The 21995-nt window shown below is 52.5% G+C and carries 20 protein-coding genes; 10 read left to right on the top strand and 10 right to left on the bottom strand.

Translation table 11 applies throughout. The annotated features are described in order from the left end of the window. Positions 1-88 precede the first annotated feature (88 nt). The gene (locus ABD931_RS20520; protein ID WP_345269804.1) at positions 89-736 is read left to right on the top strand and encodes a response regulator; all 648 of its coding nucleotides are present in this window, start codon (positions 89-91) and stop codon (positions 734-736) included. A 48-nt stretch (positions 737-784) separates the two neighbouring features. On the opposite strand, the gene ABD931_RS20515 is transcribed toward ABD931_RS20520, so the two are convergent. Then, positions 785-1342 carry a fasciclin domain-containing protein gene (locus tag ABD931_RS20515; protein ID WP_345269803.1) on the bottom strand — a complete coding sequence of 186 codons (558 nt, stop codon included), beginning with the start codon at positions 1340-1342 and terminating at the stop codon, positions 785-787. Positions 1343-1508: 166 nt separating this feature from the next. Between ABD931_RS20515 and ABD931_RS20510 the strand changes: the two genes are divergently transcribed. The 6 genes from ABD931_RS20510 to ABD931_RS20485 all read left to right on the top strand — a co-directional run bounded on the left by ABD931_RS20510 (position 1509) and on the right by ABD931_RS20485 (position 7644). Beyond that, the gene (locus ABD931_RS20510; protein ID WP_345269802.1) at positions 1509-2492 is read left to right on the top strand and encodes a nucleoside hydrolase; all 984 of its coding nucleotides are present in this window, start codon (positions 1509-1511) and stop codon (positions 2490-2492) included. An 11-nt stretch (positions 2493-2503) separates the two neighbouring features. Further along, positions 2504-3520, top strand: coding sequence for a dipeptide epimerase (locus tag ABD931_RS20505; RefSeq protein ID WP_345269801.1), 1017 nt, complete (start codon positions 2504-2506; stop codon positions 3518-3520). A gap of 69 nt (positions 3521-3589) precedes the next feature. Continuing rightward, a complete protein-coding gene (locus ABD931_RS20500; RefSeq protein WP_345269800.1) occupies positions 3590-4645 on the top strand; it encodes an aminotransferase class I/II-fold pyridoxal phosphate-dependent enzyme in 1056 nt (351 codons plus the stop codon). Next, positions 4632-5909: a serine hydrolase gene (locus ABD931_RS20495; RefSeq protein WP_345269799.1), complete on the top strand. Its 1278-nt coding sequence runs from the start codon at positions 4632-4634 to the stop codon at positions 5907-5909. The genes ABD931_RS20500 and ABD931_RS20495 overlap by 14 nt, the downstream gene beginning before the upstream one ends. A 78-nt stretch (positions 5910-5987) precedes the next feature. Further along, entirely contained in the window at positions 5988-6437 is a 450-nt protein-coding gene (locus tag ABD931_RS20490) for a hypothetical protein (RefSeq protein ID WP_345269798.1), read from the top strand. Between the two features lie 85 nt (positions 6438-6522). Further along, complete coding sequence (locus ABD931_RS20485) at positions 6523-7644, top strand: C40 family peptidase (protein ID WP_345269797.1); 1122 nt, start codon at positions 6523-6525, stop codon at positions 7642-7644. A 41-nt stretch (positions 7645-7685) separates the two neighbouring features. Here ABD931_RS20485 and ABD931_RS20480 read toward each other — a convergent pair whose 3' ends face one another. Beyond that, the gene (locus tag ABD931_RS20480; protein ID WP_345269795.1) at positions 7686-8519 is read right to left on the bottom strand and encodes a sugar phosphate isomerase/epimerase family protein; all 834 of its coding nucleotides are present in this window, start codon (positions 8517-8519) and stop codon (positions 7686-7688) included. A 45-nt stretch (positions 8520-8564) separates the two neighbouring features. Continuing rightward, positions 8565-8990 carry a c-type cytochrome gene (locus tag ABD931_RS20475; RefSeq protein WP_345269794.1) on the bottom strand — a complete coding sequence of 142 codons (426 nt, stop codon included), beginning with the start codon at positions 8988-8990 and terminating at the stop codon, positions 8565-8567. A gap of 55 nt (positions 8991-9045) precedes the next feature. Here ABD931_RS20475 and ABD931_RS20470 point away from each other — a divergent pair, with 55 nt between their 5' ends. Then, positions 9046-9993, top strand: a complete 948-nt coding sequence (locus tag ABD931_RS20470) for an FRG domain-containing protein (protein WP_345269793.1) — start codon at positions 9046-9048, stop codon at positions 9991-9993. A gap of 82 nt (positions 9994-10075) precedes the next feature. Here ABD931_RS20470 and ABD931_RS20465 read toward each other — a convergent pair whose 3' ends face one another. The 4 genes from ABD931_RS20465 to ABD931_RS20450 form a co-directional block, all read right to left on the bottom strand. Further along, positions 10076-10744: a GAF domain-containing protein gene (locus ABD931_RS20465; protein WP_345269792.1), complete on the bottom strand. Its 669-nt coding sequence runs from the start codon at positions 10742-10744 to the stop codon at positions 10076-10078. A 23-nt stretch (positions 10745-10767) separates the two neighbouring features. Next, positions 10768-13107, bottom strand: a complete 2340-nt coding sequence (locus tag ABD931_RS20460) for a PAS domain-containing sensor histidine kinase (protein ID WP_345269791.1) — start codon at positions 13105-13107, stop codon at positions 10768-10770. A gap of 474 nt (positions 13108-13581) precedes the next feature. Further along, positions 13582-15237 carry a DUF8832 domain-containing protein gene (locus tag ABD931_RS20455; RefSeq protein ID WP_345269790.1) on the bottom strand — a complete coding sequence of 552 codons (1656 nt, stop codon included), beginning with the start codon at positions 15235-15237 and terminating at the stop codon, positions 13582-13584. 16 nt (positions 15238-15253) lie between these two features. Beyond that, positions 15254-16483 carry a hypothetical protein gene (locus tag ABD931_RS20450; RefSeq protein ID WP_345269789.1) on the bottom strand — a complete coding sequence of 410 codons (1230 nt, stop codon included), beginning with the start codon at positions 16481-16483 and terminating at the stop codon, positions 15254-15256. 166 nt (positions 16484-16649) lie between these two features. On the opposite strand from ABD931_RS20450, the gene ABD931_RS20445 reads away from it, so the two are divergent. Together ABD931_RS20445 and nfi are read left to right on the top strand one after the other, a co-directional pair. Next, a complete protein-coding gene (locus ABD931_RS20445; protein WP_345269788.1) occupies positions 16650-19355 on the top strand; it encodes a cation-translocating P-type ATPase in 2706 nt (901 codons plus the stop codon). Positions 19356-19418: 63 nt separating this feature from the next. Further along, positions 19419-20108 carry a deoxyribonuclease V gene (gene nfi, locus ABD931_RS20440; RefSeq protein ID WP_345269786.1) on the top strand — a complete coding sequence of 230 codons (690 nt, stop codon included), beginning with the start codon at positions 19419-19421 and terminating at the stop codon, positions 20106-20108. On the opposite strand, the gene ABD931_RS20435 is transcribed toward nfi, so the two are convergent. Genes ABD931_RS20435 through ABD931_RS20425 form a run of 3 tightly spaced genes read right to left on the bottom strand, consistent with a single transcriptional unit; the run spans position 20105 to position 21617 of the window. Beyond that, positions 20105-21052, bottom strand: a complete 948-nt coding sequence (locus ABD931_RS20435; protein WP_345269785.1) for a homoserine kinase — start codon at positions 21050-21052, stop codon at positions 20105-20107. The two genes, nfi and ABD931_RS20435, sit on opposite strands and share 4 nt — an antisense overlap. A gap of 23 nt (positions 21053-21075) precedes the next feature. Next, positions 21076-21393: a type II toxin-antitoxin system PemK/MazF family toxin gene (locus ABD931_RS20430; protein ID WP_345269784.1), complete on the bottom strand. Its 318-nt coding sequence runs from the start codon at positions 21391-21393 to the stop codon at positions 21076-21078. Beyond that, positions 21390-21617, bottom strand: coding sequence for a hypothetical protein (locus ABD931_RS20425; RefSeq protein WP_345269783.1), 228 nt, complete (start codon positions 21615-21617; stop codon positions 21390-21392). The genes ABD931_RS20430 and ABD931_RS20425 overlap by 4 nt, the downstream gene beginning before the upstream one ends. Between the last annotated feature and the right edge of the window lie 378 nt (positions 21618-21995).

Raw genomic sequence — 21995 nt, 5'->3', positions numbered from 1 at the left:
CCTGTTCTGCCGTATTTTTCAGCAGTAGGATCGGGAGCCCCATTCCTTACCCTTTCGAAAGCCAGCGTTTACGTCTAATCGGTTCACTATGAATACGTCTGTTGCGATTGTCGAAGATCACAATCTGTTTGCTCAACTCATATCCGATCTTATCCAGAAATTTGAGGGCTACGAAGTATCGTTCGTGGCGGAAGCCGGCCGTCCGCTGTTCGGTTACCTGCAGCGAAACCTGATTCCCGATATTCTTTTGCTTGATCTGCACCTGCCAGACATGGATGGGGAGGAGATTGCCAAAACCCTGAAAGAGAAATACCCGGATGTTAAGATTCTGGTACTGACGCATGATGCCGCCGAAGAGCAGATCGTCAAGCTGGTTAGTCTGGGCGCACGCGGGTATTTGCTCAAAAACTGCAGCATAGCAGAGCTGAAGCAGGCCCTGAACAACGTGCGGACAGTTGGGTGGCATTACTCTGAACTGCTGACGAGTGGGCTCATTCGGAACCTGAACCGGCCGGATAAGATCAACGGCCATGACATGCAACTCAACGACCGGGAAACGGAATTTGTTAAACTGGCATGCAGTGACCTGCGCTACAAAGACATTGCCGATAAGATGTGTGTAGCTGAGCGCACCGTAGACGGCTACCGGGAGTCCGTTTTTCAAAAATGGAACGTTAAAAGCCGCGTTGGGATGGCTATTGAAGCCATTCGGCGGGGTATTTATAAAGTGAAATAAAAAATCCCCGCCGGCAACAGCCGGCGGGGATTCTAATTGGCTATTTAATTACGACTTTGGCAACAGTACTGTGTCGATGACGTGAATGACGCCGTTGGACTGGTTTACGTCGGCAGTGGTTACTGTCGAAACATCGCCTTTCTCGTCGGTCAGCATAATTTTACCATTGGCTGTTTTGGCCGTTAGGGTACCGCCGGCAACCGTTTTCAGGGAAGCCGTTCCTTTTCCTTTTTTAATCATGGCCATCAGGTCGCTGGCACTTACTTTTCCGGGTACTACATGGTAGGTCAATACCCCTTGCAGCGCACCTTTGTTTTCCGGCTTCAGCAAGGTGGCTACGGTGCCATTGGGTAACTTGTCGAACGCATTATTCGTAGGCGCAAATACCGTGAACGGACCGGCACCCTGCAGCGTAGAGACCAGATCGGCAGCTTTGACGGCCGCTACCAGGGTGGTGTGATCCTTAGAGTTAACGGCGTTCTCGATGATGTTCTTGGAGGGGTACATCGGCGCCCCTCCCACCAGGACGGTTTTCTCCTGAGCCGAGGCCAGGTTGATCGAAAAAAGACAAGCAATTACAAGCGAAGCAATCTTCAGCGTTTTCATAGAAGTGTTTAAAATGATATAAGGTAACAGAACTTGTGTTGTGATCGATCAACACCAAAACTTACGCGGCTTTCCGAACTTTGGATGTCTGGCTTGCAAAAAATCTTTCAGCATTCCTTAACTTGCCGCAGCCTTGCTCTGCGTTTTACCGAATATGTTTTGTTTTATGTCTTCTGTACAGTCTCTGAAAAGCGGTATTATCCTTTGTATCCTTACGGGCATCTTCTTCATCACCAGCCTGGCTTTCACGTTTGCTCAGGCCCAGCGCCAAAAAGTTATTTTTGATTGTGATTTAGGGGATGACATCGACGATGCCTACGCCCTGGCGCTGCTGGTGGCCAGTCCGGAACTGGAGGTGCTGGGTATTACCACCTGCTACGGCCGCACCGACGATCGCGCCCGGCTGGCCTGTCAGTTGTTGTACGACTGGGGTCTGGACAGCATTCCGGTGGCGGTGGGACGGAATACCCGGACCATGAACGACCGCGCCAACTGGTATGCCGATCAGTTTTACTACGCCAAAGGATTTACGCACAAACGGCCTATTGCCCAATCGGCGGCTGACTTTATCGTTGAGCAATTGCGGAAATATCCGGGTGAAGTAACACTCATTTCGGTAGGGCCGGTGCAGAATATGGCCGATGTGATTCAGAAAGATCCTGGTGCCCTGCTGCTGGCAAAGCAGGTGGTGGCTATGTTTGGCTCGTTTTACGTCGGCTACAATGGCTCACCCACCCCAGATGCCGAGTGGAACGTGGCGGTAGACCCGGCTGCTGCTAAGCAGTTTGTGGGTTCCGATGTGAAAATAAAGTATGCGGGTCTGGATGTAACGGCATTCGTTAAAGCCGATAAAGCCTATCGCGAACGGCTGGCGCTGCGCCGGAGCCCACTGACCGACGCGCTGACCGGCCTGCAGAACCTCTGGGGCTACGAACGTGACCCGACCCTGTTCGATGGGGTAGCGGTGGGTATGGTGCTCTGGCCCGACCTGTTCAAAACGCAGCAGGCCGCGATTGAGGTTGATGATAAGGGCTACACCCGGCTGGTACCGGGCCAGAAAGCCAATGCCGAGATCGGCACCTACATCAACACCACCGAGTTCCTGAAACGCCTGATGAAGGTGTATTTGCAGCAAAATTTACGGAGGTAACATACCGGAATATGCAACTTCACTTCCATCGCTTCGACCTCCAGCTCAAGCACACCTTTACCATTGCCCACGACTCCCGCAACGTGCAACCGACGCTGATTGTCGAACTGCGCGACGGTGACCTCAGTGGCTTAGGCGAAGCTACGGCCAATAAATATTACGGTATCACCATCGACGGCATAGTGCAGGCGCTGGATAGTATCCGGCCGCTGATCGAAGGTGGCGACTGGCATACTGCCGAAGATCTGTGGCAACTGGCCTACCCGCATCTGCAAGAAAACCCCTTTGCGCAATGTGCCCTGGATGAAGCGGCTCATGACCTGGTCGCCAAACGGGCTGGTATGCCGTTGTATCGGTACTGGGAGCTTGATCCATTGGATAACCCGATGACCAACTACACCATTGGTATTGATGCGGTGGAAAAGATGGTGGCAAAGATGCGGGAACTCCCCTGGCCGTTGTACAAAGTGAAACTGGGCACGGATGATGACCTGGCGATTATTCGCGAACTCCGGAAGCATACGAATGCTACGTTTCGGGTAGATGCCAACTGCGCCTGGACCGCCGATCAGACCATTGCCTATGCGCCTGTATTGCAGGAACTCGGTGTAGAGTTCATCGAGCAGCCGTTGAAGGCCGCTGATTGGGAAGGAATGAAGCGGGTCTACGCCGATAGTGTGCTGCCGGTGATTGCTGATGAAAGCTGCATTGTAGAAAGCGATGTGGCACGCTGCGCCGGCTATTTTCATGGCATCAACATTAAGCTGACCAAGTGCGGAGGCTTAACCTCCGCCCGCCGGATGATTGCGCAGGCCCGCAGCCTGGGTATGCAGGTCATGGTCGGCTGCATGAACGAAACCAGCGTGGGTATTTCGGCCATTGCGCAACTGCTGCCGCTGCTCGATTATGTAGACATGGACGGTACGCTGCTCATTACCAACGACCCGGCTACCGGCGTCACCTTCGACTTTGGCCGGGTGATCTACGCAGAAGCTAACGGAACCGGAGCCGACCTGTTGCCTGTATGACAACCAGAAAACACACCGGCTGCGTAAAGTGATAATACACCATTGCCTGCCTGACTGTATATTTGGGCAATGGCAGACATCTTTACCACCGACCACCTTCCCGGCCGTACCATTCTTTACAACCACCGCGAATACCTGTTTTTCAGCGGTACTTCATATCTCGGCATTCCGCAGAATAAAGAATTTCAGCAATTGTTGATAGCTGCCCTCAGCCGCTACGGAACCATGTTCGGCAGTTCCCGCAACGGCAATCTGCGCCTAAGTATCTACGAAGAAGCGGAACAACAACTGGCGGCCTTTACGGGTGCCGAAGCGGCCCTGACCCTGTCGTCGGGGATGATGGCTGGGCAGGTGGTGGCCAATTACCTGCGGGCGCAGCAGTATTCGTTCCTGTACGGACCCTGCACCCACCCGGCGCTCTGGCACGAACCCGCCGTGGAGGTGCCCACCGTATCCTTTGCCGACTGGACAAACCAACTGCCCGATCTGCTGACCATTACCGGCCATGCCGTTATTGCGGTCAACTCCATTGATGCCGTCCGGTCAGAGGCCTATCCGTTTGCCTGGGTCAACAATTTGCCGACAGACCAGCCGATTACGCTGGTTATTGATGATTCGCATGGCTTGGGTGTCCTGGGCGACGCCGGAAGCGGTATCTGGCGGCAGATAAAACGACCACCCAATGTCCGGCTGATTGTGACGGCCTCGCTGGCCAAAGCGATGGGTCTGCCCGGCGGGGTGGTGTTCAGCGATGCCGAAACGATAGCGGCAATCCGGCATACCGCTTTTTTCGGAGCCTGTTCGCCCATATCACCAGCCTACCTGGATGCGTTTGTGAGGGCAGACGAGCTATACATGCAGGCTCGTGGCCGTCTGCAGCAGAATATCGCATTAGCGGAAGGGCTGTTGCTGCCAACGGGTTTGTTCCGGCAGGCGCCCGGCTACCCGGTGTTGTATACTGAACGGGATGAACTATACCCGTTTCTACTGGAAAACGGTATCTTTATCTATTCGTTCGCGTATCCGACACCGGCCGACAAGGCGAACACCCGCATCGTAATCAGCGCCTTCCACGAGCCGGAGGATATTGACCGTTTAGCCCATTGTATCCATGAACTACGGTAAACTCTGTTGGCTGAGAGACACAGGAAATCGTCTGACAAGCCGTGTTGGCCTGGTGGCGGGTATCCTGTTGGCTGCCCTGAGCAGTCAGGCCCAGAAAAGCGATAAGCTGCTGACGGAACTGCTCCAGAACAATGCAGAGCTGTTCGGTCCCATGCTGCAGGACCCGGCTAAGTATGATATCCAGATTCTCTACACGCAGATTGACCGCAACCCCCAGAATCAGCCCTCATTCCGGACATATCGCTACCGCATCGACAAAGACCGGTACTTCTATCCGGCCAGTACGGTGAAGCTGCCGGCGGTACTGCTGGCGCTGGAGAAACTGAACGAGCTAAAGCTGGATAAAAACATCCCTCTGCTGACCGACTCGGCGTATGCCCGGCAGACGTCGGTACGAACGGACCCAACTGCGCAGAATGGACTGCCCTCCGTGGCGCATTACGCCAAAAAAATCCTGCTGGTCAGCGATAACGATGCCTTCAACCGGCTGTATGAGTTTATCGGGCAGTGCGACATCAACGAGCGGCTGTACCGCAAAGGGTACCAAAACGTGCGCATTGTGCACCGGTTATCGCTGCCGATGACCATGGAGCAGAACCGGCATACCAACCCGATCCGGTTTATGGATGGCAACAAGGTGCTGTACCAGCAGCCGGCGCAGACCTGCGAGCAGACCTTCCGACCGGCAACGTCTATCGGTCGGGGTATTGGTTATATGCAGGGAGATTCGCTGGTGCGCCGGCCATTCGATTTTACGGAGAAGAATTATTTTGCGCTGGAAGACCAGCAGGAGATGCTGAAAGCGATACTGTTTCCGGATGCGGTGCCGGCGAAGAAGCGGTTTTCCCTGATGCCGGACGATTACCAGTTTCTCTACCGGTACATGTCGCAGTTGCCCCGCGAAACCAGTTACCCCAAATACGATTCAGCCTACTACGACAGTTACTGCAAGTTTTTGTTGACAGGTGATACCAAAAAAGGCTTTCCGCCGGGTCTGCGGATTTTCAATAAAGTCGGCGATGCCTACGGGTACCTGATCGACAATGCCTACATCGTTGATTTTGATCGTGGAATTGAATTTCTGCTGTCGGCGGTGATTTACTGCAATGCCGATGGTATTTTTAACGACGACAAGTACGAGTATGAGTCTGTTGGTTTTCCGTTTATGGCCAACCTCGGCCGGGTGATTTATGATTATGAGGTGAAGCGGAAGCGGCCGCAAAAACCAGACTTATCCGGCTTTAGGATTTCGTATGATCATTAACCGTTACCTCAATATTAGCCGGTAACAACATTAAATAGATACAGTTGGCGTTCTTTTGTAAAAAAACACCAGTTCACAATGAAAAAGCTACTCTATCTCTTATTTGTTCCATTAACATTTACGGCATGTAAAAAAGACAGCGAAGCTGATCCCGATCCCGGTGCCCGGGTTGCCGGGACCTATCAGGTAAGCTACATCTCACAGGAGGTGACCGGTACGCCTAAGGTCGAGCTGTCTCTGCCGGTGGTGGTTGGTGGGCAAACGATAGCCTCCGGTACAGCAACCGTCACTCGTAAGTCAGAAAATTTTATAGACGGCAACCTGGTCGTAAAGGTGCAGGGAAATCCTGATCAGGCAGTTCCTTTGACAAACGTTGAGGTGAAGCGAAACGGGTCAACCTATGATTTGCTCCTGGGTACGAACAAAATCGGTACAGCAGACGGCACAAACTTGGATGTCGATATTTCTCAGCCCGCTTCGGGAACAAGTCCGGCCATTCGACTTACCTTCAAGGCAAAAAAGCCATAAGCTGTTTCGGCAGAAAGACAAAGGGAACGTTAGCCAACCGGGCAACGTTCCCTTTTGGTAGTAACGGCTTTGTTTTCTCTGATGTATGCGCAGTAAGTTCTTATTCCTTTTCTTCTTTCTCCTGAGTACGGCTGTCTCCGTAGCCCAGCCGGCTAAACCAGTCATCGATGCCATTCGTAAGCAATACGCGCCCGATGCGCGAACGGCTATTTTTCGGGTAGAAGCTGATTCGACTGCTACCCTGAAAGGAAAAACGAACCTTCCTGATGCAAAACAGGCCTTAACGACTCAGTTACAGCAGCAGGGCATCCGGTTTCAGGATCAGATCGAGGTATTGCCGGCAGCGGTACTGGGTGAGCAAACCTACGCCGTTGTCAACGTATCGGTCGCGAACCTGCGCTCGCAGCCCCGCGATGCCGCCGAACTGGCAACGCAGGCGCTGCTCGGTATGCCGTTGCAAATCTGGGATAAGGAGCGGGGCTGGTATCTGGCCCAAACACCCGATCAATATATTGCCTGGGTCGATTTTGGCGGTATTCAGCGCATGACCAAAGCCGAATACGACCGCTGGCAGCAGGCCGACAAAATTATCTTCACCCGCCCGTTCGGCTTTTGCTACAGCGAATCCAACGAGCAGTCGCAGACCGTATCGGACCTGGTGGCCGGTGATCAACTAGCCCTGGAAAAAGAAGCCAAACAGTTTTATCAGGTACGCTACCCCGACGGCCGCACCGGCTATGTACTGAAAAAAGAAGCCCAACGTTACGACCGCTGGGTAGCCTCACTGCATCCGAACGAAGAGACACTGGTGAGTACGGCCAAAACCATGATGGGTATCCCTTATCTATGGGGCGGTACGTCGGTCAAAGGAATGGATTGCAGCGGTTTCACCAAAACCGTTTACCTGCTGAACGGCATTACCCTCCCCCGCGATGCTTCGCAGCAGGTCTATACAGGCGACCTGATTCCGACCCCGAATAAAGACTTTTCACAGCTAAAACCCGGCGACCTGTTGTTCTTCGGTGAAACGGCCACGTCCGAAAAACCGGAGCGGGTAGTACATGTGGGGATGTGGATTGGTAACAACGAGTTTATCCACGCGTCCGGTAAAATCCGCATCAGCAGCATGACTCCCGGCGCTCCCAACTTCGACGAACCCGAACGCAACCGCTTTTTGCGGGCAAAGAGGGTTTTAGGCAAGAATTAAGAGTTATGAATTGTTGGTGCGTCAGCCAACTTATAACTCTTCTACATCACCGTGCGCAGGTAATCCAAGCTCTGGGGTACCTGCGTCATAGAGCGGGAGGATTCGTCTTCGATGAAGAAGTGCCTGACGCCGGATTTTTTGGCCTGCTTCATGATCTCGGCAATGCCGATGTCGCCCTGACCGAGGGGGACATTGGTCTCCACATCGGCGCGGCCTTTGTCATTGCCGGGCGTGCCGGGTTTCCGGTCTTTCAGGTGGACGAGCGGAACGCGTTTTCCGTACTTCTTCAGGAACTCGACCGGGTCCTGACCGGGGTGTTTCACCCAGAACACATCCATTTCAAAGTTGCAGTAGCGCGGGTCCAGTTCAGCAACCAGGTAATCGAACAGCGTACCCTGCTGGTAAGGTTTGAACTCATACCCGTGCGTATGGTAGCACAGGTTCAGGCCGTTCTCCTTCAGTAAGCGCCCGGCGGTGTTGAATACCTCGGTGGCCCGCTGGGCATCCGCAAAGGTAAATTCATCATTCTCGTGCGGAATCCAGGAGCAGACAACGTATTTGGCCCCCAAGGTTTTGGCTTTGTCGATCACCTGCGGCACATTCGCTTCCAGTTCGGCAAACTGGGCACCCATACTAACGAGCTTTAGTCCATTCTGGTCGAGCAATTTGCAGAGTTCGGGAACACTAAGGCCGTACGTGTTACCTCCTTCAATTTCTTTAAAGCCCATCTCCCGGACTTTGGCCATGGTGCCCGGTACATCCTTGGCAAACTCATTCCGGAAGGTGTACAATTGAATGCCTACTGGCGCTTTAGGCTGGGCCTGGGCTGTTGCTAACACAACCGTCAGCAGGAGGCTTAGCAGATAGATTTTCATGGCGGTTAGGTTTTTAGTGCTATGATGGAAAGGTAAGCTAACTAGTTAATGGGCGTTCCGTGCCGCTTTTACTTCGTCGGCCAGAACGGCTTCGGCTTTGTTGCCGAAATGACTGCGGATAAACGTCAGCACATCGGCAATTTGCTGGTCAGACAGAAAATCATGGGCCGGCATCTCGTTGCTGTAATATTCGCCGTTGACCTCAGCGTCGCGCAGCCCCTTCAGCACCACGTTTATCAACCGGGTTTTGTTGCCGAGTACCCAGTCTGTTTGCTGCAGGGGCGGATTAAGGCCCGGAACGCCCGATCCGTTGGCCTGGTGGCAGGTCAGGCAGTATTGTTCGTATACCTTAAGACCAACCTGTACCGTTGGCGCAGTTTTGACAGAAGTGGTTTGAACGGTCGGCTTTTTGGGCTGCCCAAACGCCGTAAGTGACAAAACGCCCAGGCCGACAATGAGTAACACTCGCATAGAGTAAACGCTATTTGGGTATCAGGTTGTAAAATAAGCAGCTTTTCTGTGACTTATGCAACTCTTCCATGGCCGGCACACAGCCTTATCGGGTAGTCTGTGCCGGAAAAGCCGTTCTGTAGGCTCTTTCAACAAAAGAAAGTCGGTCGGTGTTGGTGTGGTAAACGAGTGCCTGCCCATGGACGAAGTTCGGGTTTCGAGCTGGAATGAACTGCTGGAATGTTTATACGAAGATGCCTGGATGCCTCATATCCAGCGGTTCCGGTCGCCTTATGCATTCAGGGGATTGCCGAATGCGTCGTTTACTTTGAAAACTTCACTGATGCAGTTGGGTGGCGACTATGCGCAACTGGAGGGGCACCTGTTGCGCAATTTCAAAAAATACGCCCACCGCGATGTAGTGGAACAGGATTCGATCTGGCACTGGCTGTCGCTGGCGCAGCACCACGGCTTGCCCACCCGCCTGCTCGACTGGACGTTTTCGCCGTTTGTAGCCCTCCATTTTGCCACGGCAACCATCGAATGTCTGCAACAGGATGGGGCCATCTGGACGGTAAATTACAAGAAGGCTCATGATGCCCTACCGTATTCGCTGAAGGCAAAACTGGCCGGGGAAGGTGCTGATGTGTTTACGGTAGAAATGCTGGAAAGTATAAAAACCCTGCGGGAATTTGATGACCTGGCACCTGATACGTTTATTGCCTTTTTTGAGCCTCCTTCCCTTGATGACCGGATTGTGAATCAGTACGCGTTGTTCTCCGTCATTTCTAACCCATGCGTAGCGGTGAATGAGTGGCTGGACCAAAACCCGGATACCTACCGCAAGATTATCATTCCGGCCGATATCAAGTGGGAGATTCGGGATAAACTCGATCAGGCCAACATTAACGAGCGGGTGCTGTTTCCGGGTCTTGATGGTTTGAGTCTCTGGTTGAAACGGCAGTATTATCCCCTGAAGCAGGTAACGGAAACATTACAAAACGAACAGCCTCAACAACCATAGCCATTGAGGCTGCCCCGTTTGTTCCCGACTCTGTCGGGCTTATTCATTTTTAGGCCGGGCCGGTTAATGACGAACGGGAAGTTTACAGTTGGTCCAGCTGGTTTTCGATGTTCAGTAAAAACATTCTGGAAGCATCCAGATAGCTCAGCATTTTATCATTCTGTTGATCTCCTGATGCCGTTTCTATATTAGTGATGGCTTCGTTCAGGTGATAAGACATATCTGTCGTCAGCTTTCTGACGTTGGTTACTGTATTTCGTACGACCAGCCGCATTTCCATTTCGTCCATGACAATCTGTGCCAGTTGTTTCAGAATTTCCTTTTCGTCGTCCGTTAGGGTTCTGGGTACTTTATCAATGATACACAGGGTACCCAGGTTGTAATTGTCAGTTGTTTGCAGCGGCATGGCTGCATAAAAGCGGAGGCCAAATTCGCCGGCTACCAGAGGGTTTGTCAGCGAACGCGGATCCTGGCACGCATCTCCGATCACATATACTTCGCTCGACAGAATGGCTGAGGCACACAGACCCGGGTCACGGCCAATCTGATTAATGGCTAAGCCATAGTGCGATTTAAACCAGATTCGGTCGGTGTCAACTAAACTGATTATAGAGATTGGTACCTTAAACAGGGTTGCTGCTAACCGGGTGATTCGGTCAAAGCTACCGTCGGCGGGAGTATCCAGTATATCGTACCGTTTTAAAACTTCCAGCCGTTCCGATTCGTTCACGGGTAATTCGAGGGTAGTCATTGTAGTAGGTTGTTCAATGGTTTTTAACGCTGCTGATAGGGTAAAATACAAGTAAATGTAGCGCCTTCTTTTGGCTTTCCTTCTGCATAAATAATGCCGTTATGAGTGTCTACCACCTTTTTGCATAAAGCCAGGCCAATGCCGTAGCCATCAAACAGACTCCGGTCATTTAATCGCTGAAAAATAGTAAATATCTTACTGGCGTACTCCTGGTTGAATCCAATGCCGTTATCCTGAACGCTGATGGCTACATACGACCTGTCTTTTTGTAGCTGGTCAAAACTAGCTTTGCGTTCGTCCGACACGTTTTGAACCTTGACCGTAATAACAGGCGACACATCTTTTCTGACAAACTTCAGGGCGTTACCAATCAGGTTAAAGAAAAGCTGATTCATCTGAATTGGAATGGCTTCCAGAGTGGGCAGGGCCTCGCTATAGACGGTGGCATGCTTCTGGCTTATAGTTACTTCATAGTCGGCCAGTACATTTTGTAAAATAACATTCAGATCAACGCGCTCAAAGCGCGTGCTGAAACTGGTGCCGGAGAGTCGTGAATAATCCAGCAAACTTTTAATCAACCCCGTCATGCGCACGGTGGAGTTGTCGATCTTATCGAGGTACGAACGCAGAGAATGATCGGGCTCTAAATTCGCCGAGATCATGTTGCTGAACATCCGAATCTTACGCAAAGGTTCCTGCAGGTCGTGTGACGCTACATACGCAAATTGCTTCAGTTCATCATTCGAGCGCCTGAGTTCTTTATTCGACGCTTCCAGCCGAAGCTGAACCTCTTTCCGGCCGGTAATGTCGGTAAATACATTGATCAGGTGTTCGTTATCCATTTTAGCCACCGAGAGTTCCAGCCACTTCTGAATAGGGGCGTGGTAGTACTGCGTCTGAAAAGCCTCTCCCGTCTCAAGGGTAGCGACCGCCATCCGGAAAATCGGACTGTCTTTAATTTCCGGTGTAATAGTCAGTACTGTTTTTGCAAGCCGGTCTTCGTTGGGTATCTGCGTAAAAACCTCAGCAGCCTGGTTTGCAATAATGCATTGGAAGTCAATAACCTGGCGGGATTCGTTCCGTATGGCGGCATAGACCGTAATGCCGCTCGGAGAATGTTTCAGGATGTTGTCAAGCAGATTTTTCTGATGTTCAATCTGCATGGCAAATTCTTTAAGTGTGGTAATTTCCTGAAACGTGACCACCACACTGTCTTCGCCGAGCCGAACGGCTATGTAGTCGTACCATCTTTTAAAAGACTTCGCAAAATACATCGTCTGGCGGTGAGCCTCTTCTCCCTCAATTATCTGACAGAGCAACTGAAAAAAGCCACTGTCGCTGACATGCGGAAACAAAGTCAGCAGTGACTTGCCAATGATATCTTCGATACGATGCCCGGTCAGTTCCGTAAATTTCTGATTACCCTGCAAAAAAATAAAATCGGCTACGGTACCATCGGTATGCCGGATTGCTTTCAGCACATAAATTCCATTGAGCGATGCATTTAGAATGCCTTTTGAGAAAAGAATCTCTTTTTGCAGAGACTGTTGTGATGTCTTCAGCTCAGTAATGTCGGTAAGCGTAACCTGAAAACCATCCAGAAATTTGGCACCGGTAATGGCGAGCCACCGGGAAGTTTGTTCAACATACTGTTCTTTTTCAATGGTGAGGTCCTGCTCAACTACATCCACGAAAGTCGCAAACAGGTGTGACGTGCCCAATAGATGCATGATTTGCCGAAACGTACAGGTTTCGCGCTCCTGAATCGAAATACCGCTCAATTCATTGGCCCGCCTGTTATAATGTCTGAGCCGGAAGTCAGTAATCGCACCCGTCTGATCCCGCATGGCTTCGTAGGCTACAATGCCAATGGGCGAAGTGTCAAACAGGAACTGAATAGTATGCTGGCTCCGCTGTTCACTTTTTACCTGGTCAGACACATCAACTGCCGAGTGGACAATGTACATCAGCTCCCCCTGTTCATCCAGGATGGGGGCATTATGGATCTGCCAGTACCGCTCACTGAATGTGCCGTCGCCGTTTGGCACGTCGTAACGCTGCAGGGGTATCCGGTGCGGCTCTTTATGCGCAATTATGTGGGCAAAGGACGCTCTCAGATTCTGCTCTCCTGTAAAGTGCGGGTCAAGAGGGCTTTGAGGAAAAAAAGTAAAATGTCCTCGTCCGATTACCGCTTCGCGCTTTAATCCCGATATCCGGATGAAATCATTGCTGACCGCCACATGCGTGTATTCAGGAGGATTTGGCAGCACAATTACACTGATACCAGGTGTTGCTTCAAAAACCCTGAAATCCATTGCTTCTTTTGAATACGAACTACAGGGTACCTCCTTCATAACATTCATAAAAAGACGAGTGCAATTTTTGGGTTAAGATGCCTAAAACCGAATCCGTTGACACAACGCCTGCCAGATTTAATCAACAGTTGGAGAATTCGCCACAAATTATTCTGTAAGGCCGCCTTCTCACGAAAGCGTATTTGTGTTCGAATGTAATACCGGGGCATCATAAATAGCTGATAAAGATCAGAAACTTATTCTATGGGTGCCGACCGGTAGGGTATATAGGTAGCGGTTTACGACCAGTTAGCCTATGGCTGAAGCGGTAGTACTATATCCTGAAGCAGGTAATAGGAAAAGCACAAAAGAAAACAGCCCCAATGACCATAGCCATTGAGGCTGCCCCGTTTGTTCCCGACTCTGTCGGGCGAGGTGCATGTCTGCGACGCGTATAGACGTTCTGCTTTACGCAGATGTCGCGTCACAGATGCGTATCTAGCCGTTTTGTGTTACAAACACGGACAAGCCGGGCCAGACTGGCTACAGCACATTCCCCTTCACCTGCGTATCGAATACGCCCGTCAGCACCTGGCCGTTGCGCTTTACCTGTACCCAGATGCGGTAATGACCGGGCCGGGGAAAAGCGTAGGGAAACTCCACCATATTGCTGTGTTCGGTACCGTCGGCGTGTTTCATATTGGGCATGGCGGCCATCAGCAGCTTGTTGCGCTCGGCATCCGGCAACTGCTTCAGCCTGGCAACATAGGTGTCGATACTGTCCCGGAAGCTTTTGGCATCGGGGTAGCGGAAGGTGCGGGCCGTGTCGGCAATGCGGTTTACGAGCGACTCTTCAGCGGCCATGGAATAAGTTCCAACGGGGTGAAGGTGAATGTATACCGAGCCGTCGGAGCGGAGAATAGCCGCGTGACCGCTCATGCCCAGGTATGGCTCCAGACTAGCGGCTTTCCCCTGCTCGTCGGCGACGGCAAACTTCAGCGTATAGAGCTTACCGGCTTCCAGCACCTGACTCGGTTTATCGGTCCAGAGCATGGTAGAGCCGTCGGCGAGTTTTGTGCTGGCGCTGGGCTTGCCGCAGGCAACCATGTTATCGTCGAGGTGCGGTATGCCTACGGCATTTGCTTTGACCCCCATTGGCTCAGTGACAAGCCAGCTATAGTCCGGATCGGTTTTAGCCGCTACAGTTTTGGTAATAGCTGGTATATCAACGGCATCAGTGAGTGTTTCGGCGTAGCCACTGCGGTATACGATATCGGCGTAAACCAGGTATTTGCCCTGTGGCAGCGACGGCAGGATACTCTGGTAGTTGAGCGTATCGCGCCGGTCGGGGTGGATGTGCGCAAAGGCATCCAGGCCCGGCAACCGGATCAGGAACACGTGCATGAGCTTACCGTGGTCGGGCACCACAAAGCTGAGCATCCGGCGGTTGCGCCTGAAATTGGTGGTGTCCAGCCGGATATTCAGCACCGACTGATCGTCGGCTGGTTGTACCGTGGCTTCAATCGGCAGCGGTTTATAAAGGTTTTCGTTGCGGTAGCTGTCGGCCCAGCTGTTCCACCACGACCGGCCACCCATCAGCATCAGCGCCAGTACGACCGAGCCGATACCCATCCCAATCATCCGTTTCCGACCCAGGGTGGCCGGCTTCGGCTGACCGGGCTTCAGAACGCCATCGGAGTTGCTGGCCCCAATAATAGTTGCCATTAAGACGAACAACAGGATGCCCATGACAGCCAGCGCCATACCCGTTTCGGCGGGCATATCGCGCTGCGCCGTAGCGACAGATACCACCGGAGCAACCACCGTTGCTTTACCGTCGGGGCCGTCAATCTGCAGTTCGATGCTTGATGAGCCGCTATCCATCAGCCAGACTACACCTTCAAAGCGGTTGGGCTGATCGGTGGTTGCTTCCAACTCATCATGGGTCGGAGCACCTTCATCACCGGAGCGGAAATAAACTGGCCGGGCCTGGATGGTACCCACGAGGCCCTGTTCGACAAACACGGTTACTTTGGCGGTACCCGGCACCACATCGGGCGGGGAAACACTTACCAGGAGCCGGTACTTGCCTGCTTCTTTCTGTACAATGACGCCGGGACTGCCGATATGCCCAAAAACAGTTGCCGAACAGACGGCTATAAGTATCAGCGAAAAAATGAATTGAATGCTATTTCTCATGGATGTCTCTCTACACTTATCGTTGAACTCGTTTCATCCAGTTACCCCAGTACAGACCGATGCGGGCGGAAACAAAGGCGATCAGCAGCGCCTGCGCGAATCCAAGGCCAAACTGAGTAGACGATTGTATAAAGTACGGGTGGTACTTATACCGGTACTCCCAGTTGGGGTCGTCACCGTATGACCACGAATCGGCCAGGAAGAACCAGTTGCGGGCGTAGGGCGACGTATGCAAAAACTCGCCGAATGGCCACTGGACAGCCAGCAGGGCAAACATAAATACTACACCAGCCATAGCTGCCAGTAGCCAGTCGTTGACTTTGCCGCTGTAGCGCTGCAGCAGCTTATCCAGCAGCAAGCCCGGTACAATCAGCACCAGCGGGAAAATAAAGGCCTGGTAGTGGGTAATAGGATTCAGTACCGGCCCCAGTTTAGGCGTGGCCGGAAACAGGGGCAGTATCCAGCTTGGAATGAGCATCGTCAGCATGTACACCGCCGTTACGATGGTAAGACCGTTGCGCAGCGGAGAGGCCCGGCCAACGGCCATCAGATATACCGGAAAGGCAATGGCCGCCCAGGTGTAGTACGATGAGTTATGCGAAGCCCATTCACCCATGTTTTCGGAGAATAGGGTAAATAGAATACTCAGCAGCAGTCCCGCCGAAACGCCGAACATCAGCCGGATACGGGCCGCTTGTCTTTTCTCTGCCTCGGACTCCGGGCGTCGGTCTTCCAGGCGATTCTGTAAAGCCAGTACGCTGATCATGGCACCAAACTGAACAATCATCATGCCCACGGCCAAAACCGTATGCGGGGGTGTCAGGATTTGCACATCAAGCCCGTAGGTGTTATGCCACCAGTCGTCGAACGGAGCCGACGTAAGCATCGCCAGGGCACCCCAGACGCAGTAGAGCGCGCCCAGCGAACCATAGAAAATGCCCCAGAAGCGGACAGATACGGCCCGGTCGGGGTGGCTTTTCTGAAACGTGAGTTGTAGGATCTTGAATCCGGAGAACAGACCGGCTACTACGGCACCGGCGTAGATAAGCAAATGCGGGGGCGCAAACAGACCATCGCGGCCGATGCTCATGTGCCACATAATGTCCCAGAGAAGGCCCCACACGATGCAGAGGGAAGAAAACACGACCGCATAGACGTACAGCGGAATGCCCAGACGCCAATCGACCGCCCGGTTGAGCCGTTCGTCAACCGGTAACGAAACAGGAGTGTTTAGTGCGGACTGCATACGGAATAATGAGTTGATAACAGATGGGTAAAAATCCAAAAAAGTCACGGTATTTACTAACAGACAGTTATAAACGGTTGATAACTATTGCCAAAACCAGCTTTACAGGCCGGTTAGAACCGGAAAAATTCGTATTCTTGACGCATCTACCAGCCTCAACACACCTATGACATCCGAACCTGCACTTACCCCTATTCAGAACGCTCATGAATTGTCTAGTGACCACCTTGCAGACCAACTCCGGGTCGAAACGAAAACGGGGTTAACCAAAAAAGAAGCCCAGCGCCGGCTGAAAGAACTTGGCCCGAATGCCCTCCAGGAAGCCAAACGCGAAAGTGCCCTGACAATATTACTGCGCCAATTTAAAGGCGTCATCGTGTGGGTGCTGGCGGCTGCGGCTGCCATTTCCTTTTTTCTGGGGGATACGGTAGAAGGCATTGCAATTCTGATTGTGCTGCTCATCAACGCCATTACCGGATTCGTGCTGGAGTGGAACGCCAGTAAGTCGATGGATGCGCTCCGAAAGTTGGATACGGCTCCGGCCCGGGTGCTGCGCGACGGACGTATTCAGGAGATACCGTCCGACGAAATTACCCTGGGCGATGTGCTGCTGGTAGAAGCCGGCGATGTGGTCCCGGCTGATGGTAATCTGTTCGACGTCAACCAACTCGGTGTAGACGAATCGGCGCTGACGGGCGAGTCGTTGCCGGTGGAGAAAAGCACCGACATACCCGCAGCCGATGCGCCGTTAGGCGACCAGCACAACCGCTTGTTTAAAGGCACGGCGGTGGTGAGTGGCAACGGCCAGGCTATTGTGACGGGTATTGGGCAGCATACCGAATTGGGTAAGATTGCCACGATGGTGGAGGAGGCCGAACGGACGGCAACCCCGCTGGAAGCCAAGCTGGATGCCCTCGCCAAACGATTGATCTGGATTACGGTGGGTTTGGCGGCTTTGTTCATGGTGGTAGGCTTTATCCGGCAGGAGGAGCCTAAGTTGCTGATTGAAACGGCCATTGCGCTGGCGATCGCGGCCATTCCGGAAGGTATGTCGGTGGTGGCAACCATTGCGCTGGCTTACGGTATGCTGCGGCTGGCCGAGAAGAAGGTCATTGTGAAACGGCTGTCGGCGGTGGAAACGCTAGGGGGGACCAACGTCATTTTTACGGATAAAACCGGTACACTTACCCAGAACCGCATTGAGGTAAATACGGTGCAGTTGCCGGAAGGTATGGCCGAAGTGCGGATTGACGAACGGGCCGGTAAACTGGAGGTAGTGCATGGCGAAGAAGCTGTTATTTCTGATTCTTCCTATCACAAACTGGTTCAGGTTGGGGTTCTCTGTAATAATGCCGATTATGAACCACGGGAGGGCGAAGCCCCTAAAGAAATAGGTGACCCGGTAGAAGTAGCGTTGCTGAAGTTTGCCCTCGGTGCGGGCGTCAATCCGGATGAGGTTACGCAGCAGCATCCCCGCAAAGCCGAGAAAGCGTTTAGTTCCGATACCCGAATTATGGGCACGCTGCACGAAGCAGACGGGCGTTACCTGGTGGCAGTGAAGGGGGCGACAGAGGAAGTGCTGGACCGGTGTAATCGCGTCATGAAAAGTGGCCAGACGGCCTTACTGGAACAAAACGAGAAAGAGACAAGCCGGCAGTTGTCGGAGAAAATGGCGGCTGATGGGCTGCGTACGCTGGCCTTCGCCTACCGGGAGATAAACGAAAAACCGGGCGACGATTTCACCGAAAAAGACCTGACGTATTTAGGATTGATTGGCTTTCTGGACCCACCGCGTACCGAAGTGACCCCCGCACTGGAGTCCTGCCGCGAAGCCGGTATAAAGGTCATCATGGTTACCGGCGACCATCCCGCTACGGCCCTGACCGTAGCTTCGAAAGTTAAACTGATTGAACCGGGTGAGGAGATTGTGCTGACCGGGAAAGACCTGCGGCCCATAGCTGACTTGTCGGCAGAAGAAAAGGAGCGGATCATGGCCTGCCGGGTATTTGCGCGGGTGAGTCCGGCGCAGAAACTCGACATGATCGACCTCTACCAGCAGCATGGCGATATTGTCGGCATGACCGGCGACGGGGTAAATGATGCCCCCGCCCTCAAAAAATCCGACATCGGCATTGCCATGGGGCAACGCGGCACCCAGGTAGCCGCCGAAACCGCCGATATGGTGTTGAAAGATGATTCGTTTACCTCCATTGTCACGGCCATCGGGCAGGGGCGGGTGATCTTTGAGAACATCCGGAAGTTTATCCTGTTCCTGCTGTCGTGCAACATGAGCGAGATTTTTGTGGTCACGTTCGCCGGCTTTCTGGGTGTCGGTAATCCGCTGTTGCCGCTCCAAATTTTGTTTATCAACATCGTAACCGACGTATTTCCGGCGCTGGCGCTGGGCGTAGGTCGCGAGAACCGTGAGCTCATGAAGCAGCCCCCGCGCAACCCCGATACGCCGGTGCTGACCAGCCGCGACTGGTGGATGATAACCTACTACGCACTGGTCATGACCATTGCTGTGCTGGGCGTGTACTGGCTGGGGACCCGGAACTTAGGCATGAGTCAGGGTATGGGTAATACCATTACATTTTACAGCCTGTCTTTTGCGCAGTTGCTGCACGTATTCAACTTATATTCAGGGCATGGGCATTTCTTCAGGAATGAAGTAACCAGCAATAAGTACATCTGGTGGGCGCTGGTCATTTGTATCCTTATTCTGGTGCTTACCTATTACGTACCCTTCCTGAGCGAAGTACTTTCCATCCAGCCGATGACCAATCAAGCCCTTTTACTCATTGTAGCAGCCGGAATTGTTCCCGTTCTAGTTATTCAGGTGATAAGGAAACTAACCGGATGGGATGAGTAGCCTGTAGGAATGGCGGTCTGCCGTTACAGCTTTATCCCGTCAATGGCAACTAACTAAAAACCTATGCCCCCAACCACACCCGTTCACCCCTGGGATGTCACCCCCGAAGAAGCTATTGCCATTCAGCAGCAGGTACGGCAGCAGATTCGCATAGAACCCATGCCGCACCCAGCCGAAACCATTGCCGGCGCCGATATATCGTTCAATAAATTTGAGAGCACAGTATACGCCGGAATTGTGGTACTGCGCCTGTCGGACCTGGCAGTGATCGAGGAGGTTGGGGTAGTGAGCGAAACAGATTTTCCCTACGTGCCGGGCCTGTTATCCTTCCGGGAAATACCTTCGTTGCTAAAAGCCTGGGAAAAATTGACGACAATACCGGATGTGGTGATGTTCGACGGCCACGGCACGGCCCACCCGCGCCGGATTGGTATTGCCTCTCATGCCGGGCTGTGGCTGAACCGTCCGACATTTGGCTGTGGCAAATCGGTACTGGTCGGTCGGTACCACGATCCGGCTCCGGAGCGGGGTGATTGGTCGCCGATGATGCATAAAGGTGAAGTAGTGGGAGCCGCCCTGCGTACGAAGAATAACGTTAATCCGGTCTACGTCTCACCCGGTCACCTGATCGACCTGGAGACCGCTATTCAATTAACGCTGCAATGCGATGGCGGCTACCGCATTCCGGAACCAACGCGCCGGGCACATCTGCTGGTCAACGCCATTCGTCGGGGGGAGCATCCGGTGAGTTAAGCCGTAGCGGTAACCGGTGACAGAATTTTGGGACCCTGCTGGTTTATTTCCGACACGTATAACTCGCTGGTAATGCCCACCGCCAGAAATCCTGCCTGCATGGCCAGCCCAACCCGCTGTGCCGTTTCGGCATCCCGGCTAAGGGCAAACATAGACGGACCGGAACCCGAAATACTACAACCAAGAGCGCCACTGTCCAGGGCCGCCTGCTTTACTTCGTTAAACTCGGGGATCAGGATAGAGCGCACCGGTTCAATGATTACATCGACCATGGAGCGGCTAATGAGGTCGTAATCCGGCTTCATCAGACCCGCTATCATCCCGGCTACATTGCCCATCTGCGTGATGGTGTTCTTCATGGACACCTCATTTTTCAGAATAAAGCGGGCGTCTTTGGTGTTCACCTCGATGTCCGGGTGAACGATGGTGCAGTGCATCCCGTCGGGCGTATTGACCCGGATCACATCCAGTGGGTTATAACTACGGATAACCACAAAGCCACCCAGCAGTGAGGGCGCCACATTGTCGGCATGGGCCGAGCCGCAGGCCAGCCGCTCGCCTTCCATGGCAAAGGGGAGGAGGTCCATCGTTTTGAGGGGACGCCCCATCAGTTCATTAATGGCAAACACCCCAGCCACGGCGCTCGCTGCGCTGGAACCCAAACCGCTGCCCAGTGGCATCTGTTTATGTAGGGTCACCTCAATACCTTGCTCGGAGCCGATATGCTGCAAAAAGGTCTGAATGGCAATGCCGGCCGTGTTACGCATCGCTTCGCGGGGGAGTCGGCCTTCGTCGCCGATGATGTCGATAATCTCGACACCGGGTTTGTCCCGTTTCCGGAGAACGATTTCGTCGCCGGGGCTATCGACGGCAAAACCGAATATATCAAATCCGCAGGCCACATTGGCTACGGTAGCAGGGGCAAAAACGCGGATTGAATTCACTCTGTTTGTTTACTTTGTAAAATCTACAATTGAAATAAAATTCTCAAGTTACGGTGAATGTTCTCTAACTCAGATTCACTTACTGCGCCAAGTCGGCCTTCAACTAAGCTGATATCAATAGTGGCTAATTTACTAAGCCGAATTAATGATTGCTTTTTCAATCCATTGCTTACATTGGGCATCAATAGAACATCAGTCGTCTCCTGCCATTGAAGCTGGGTGGTAATAAACGACAGCGTAACATCAAGGGAAGTCGCAATCAGCACCAGGGCGGGACGCAGCTTACTGCCGGACAGGTCGGTAAAGGGAAACGGTACTAAAACAACGTCGCCCTGCTTCATTTGAAACGCTCCTTCAAATCATCGCGTGAATACAAATCTTCTTCATCGTTGAGGAACACGAAGGTATCAGAGGTCTCTACCAGGTGTTCAATGCCCTGCTGTAGGAGACTTTCTTCGTGTCGTTTCAAGACAAACGAAGTGAAGTCAGCTACCTCATTCAGCTTTTCGTCCGGTAGCTGATTCATCATTTGCAGCATCTGGTCTATTACTTGTCTGCGGCTCATGTCGTTTGATGCTTTGAAGAAAAATGCACTATTTACGTCTCGTTGATTCCTGTCAGCAAAAACATTCGAGAACTTACAGCGTAAATACTGTTAAATTGGTAAGGACGTTATATTTACCTGCAAACTTACTACTATAAAATGGAAGTTGTAAAGATTGTCTTCTGGGAAGATGAGGGTGTCTGGCTCGGATACTTGTAAGACTATCCCGACTACTGGACACAGGGAGAAACACTGGACGACCTGAGAGAACATTTGGTTTAGCCCCCTATAAGTTGGACACAGATTCTATTATTACGGATTTTATTTTGAGTCTAGGCAGCCTTATGCCCTGCTTCGATAAGAAACTGGCCGGACATTGATACCCCAGTCCCGAATGTA

This window comes from Nibrella viscosa, from assembly GCF_039541875.1.
Classification (GTDB): Bacteria; Bacteroidota; Bacteroidia; order Cytophagales; family Spirosomataceae; genus Nibrella; species Nibrella viscosa.
Note: the sequence above shows the minus strand (reverse complement) of the source record. Positions and strands in the feature narration are given on the sequence as shown.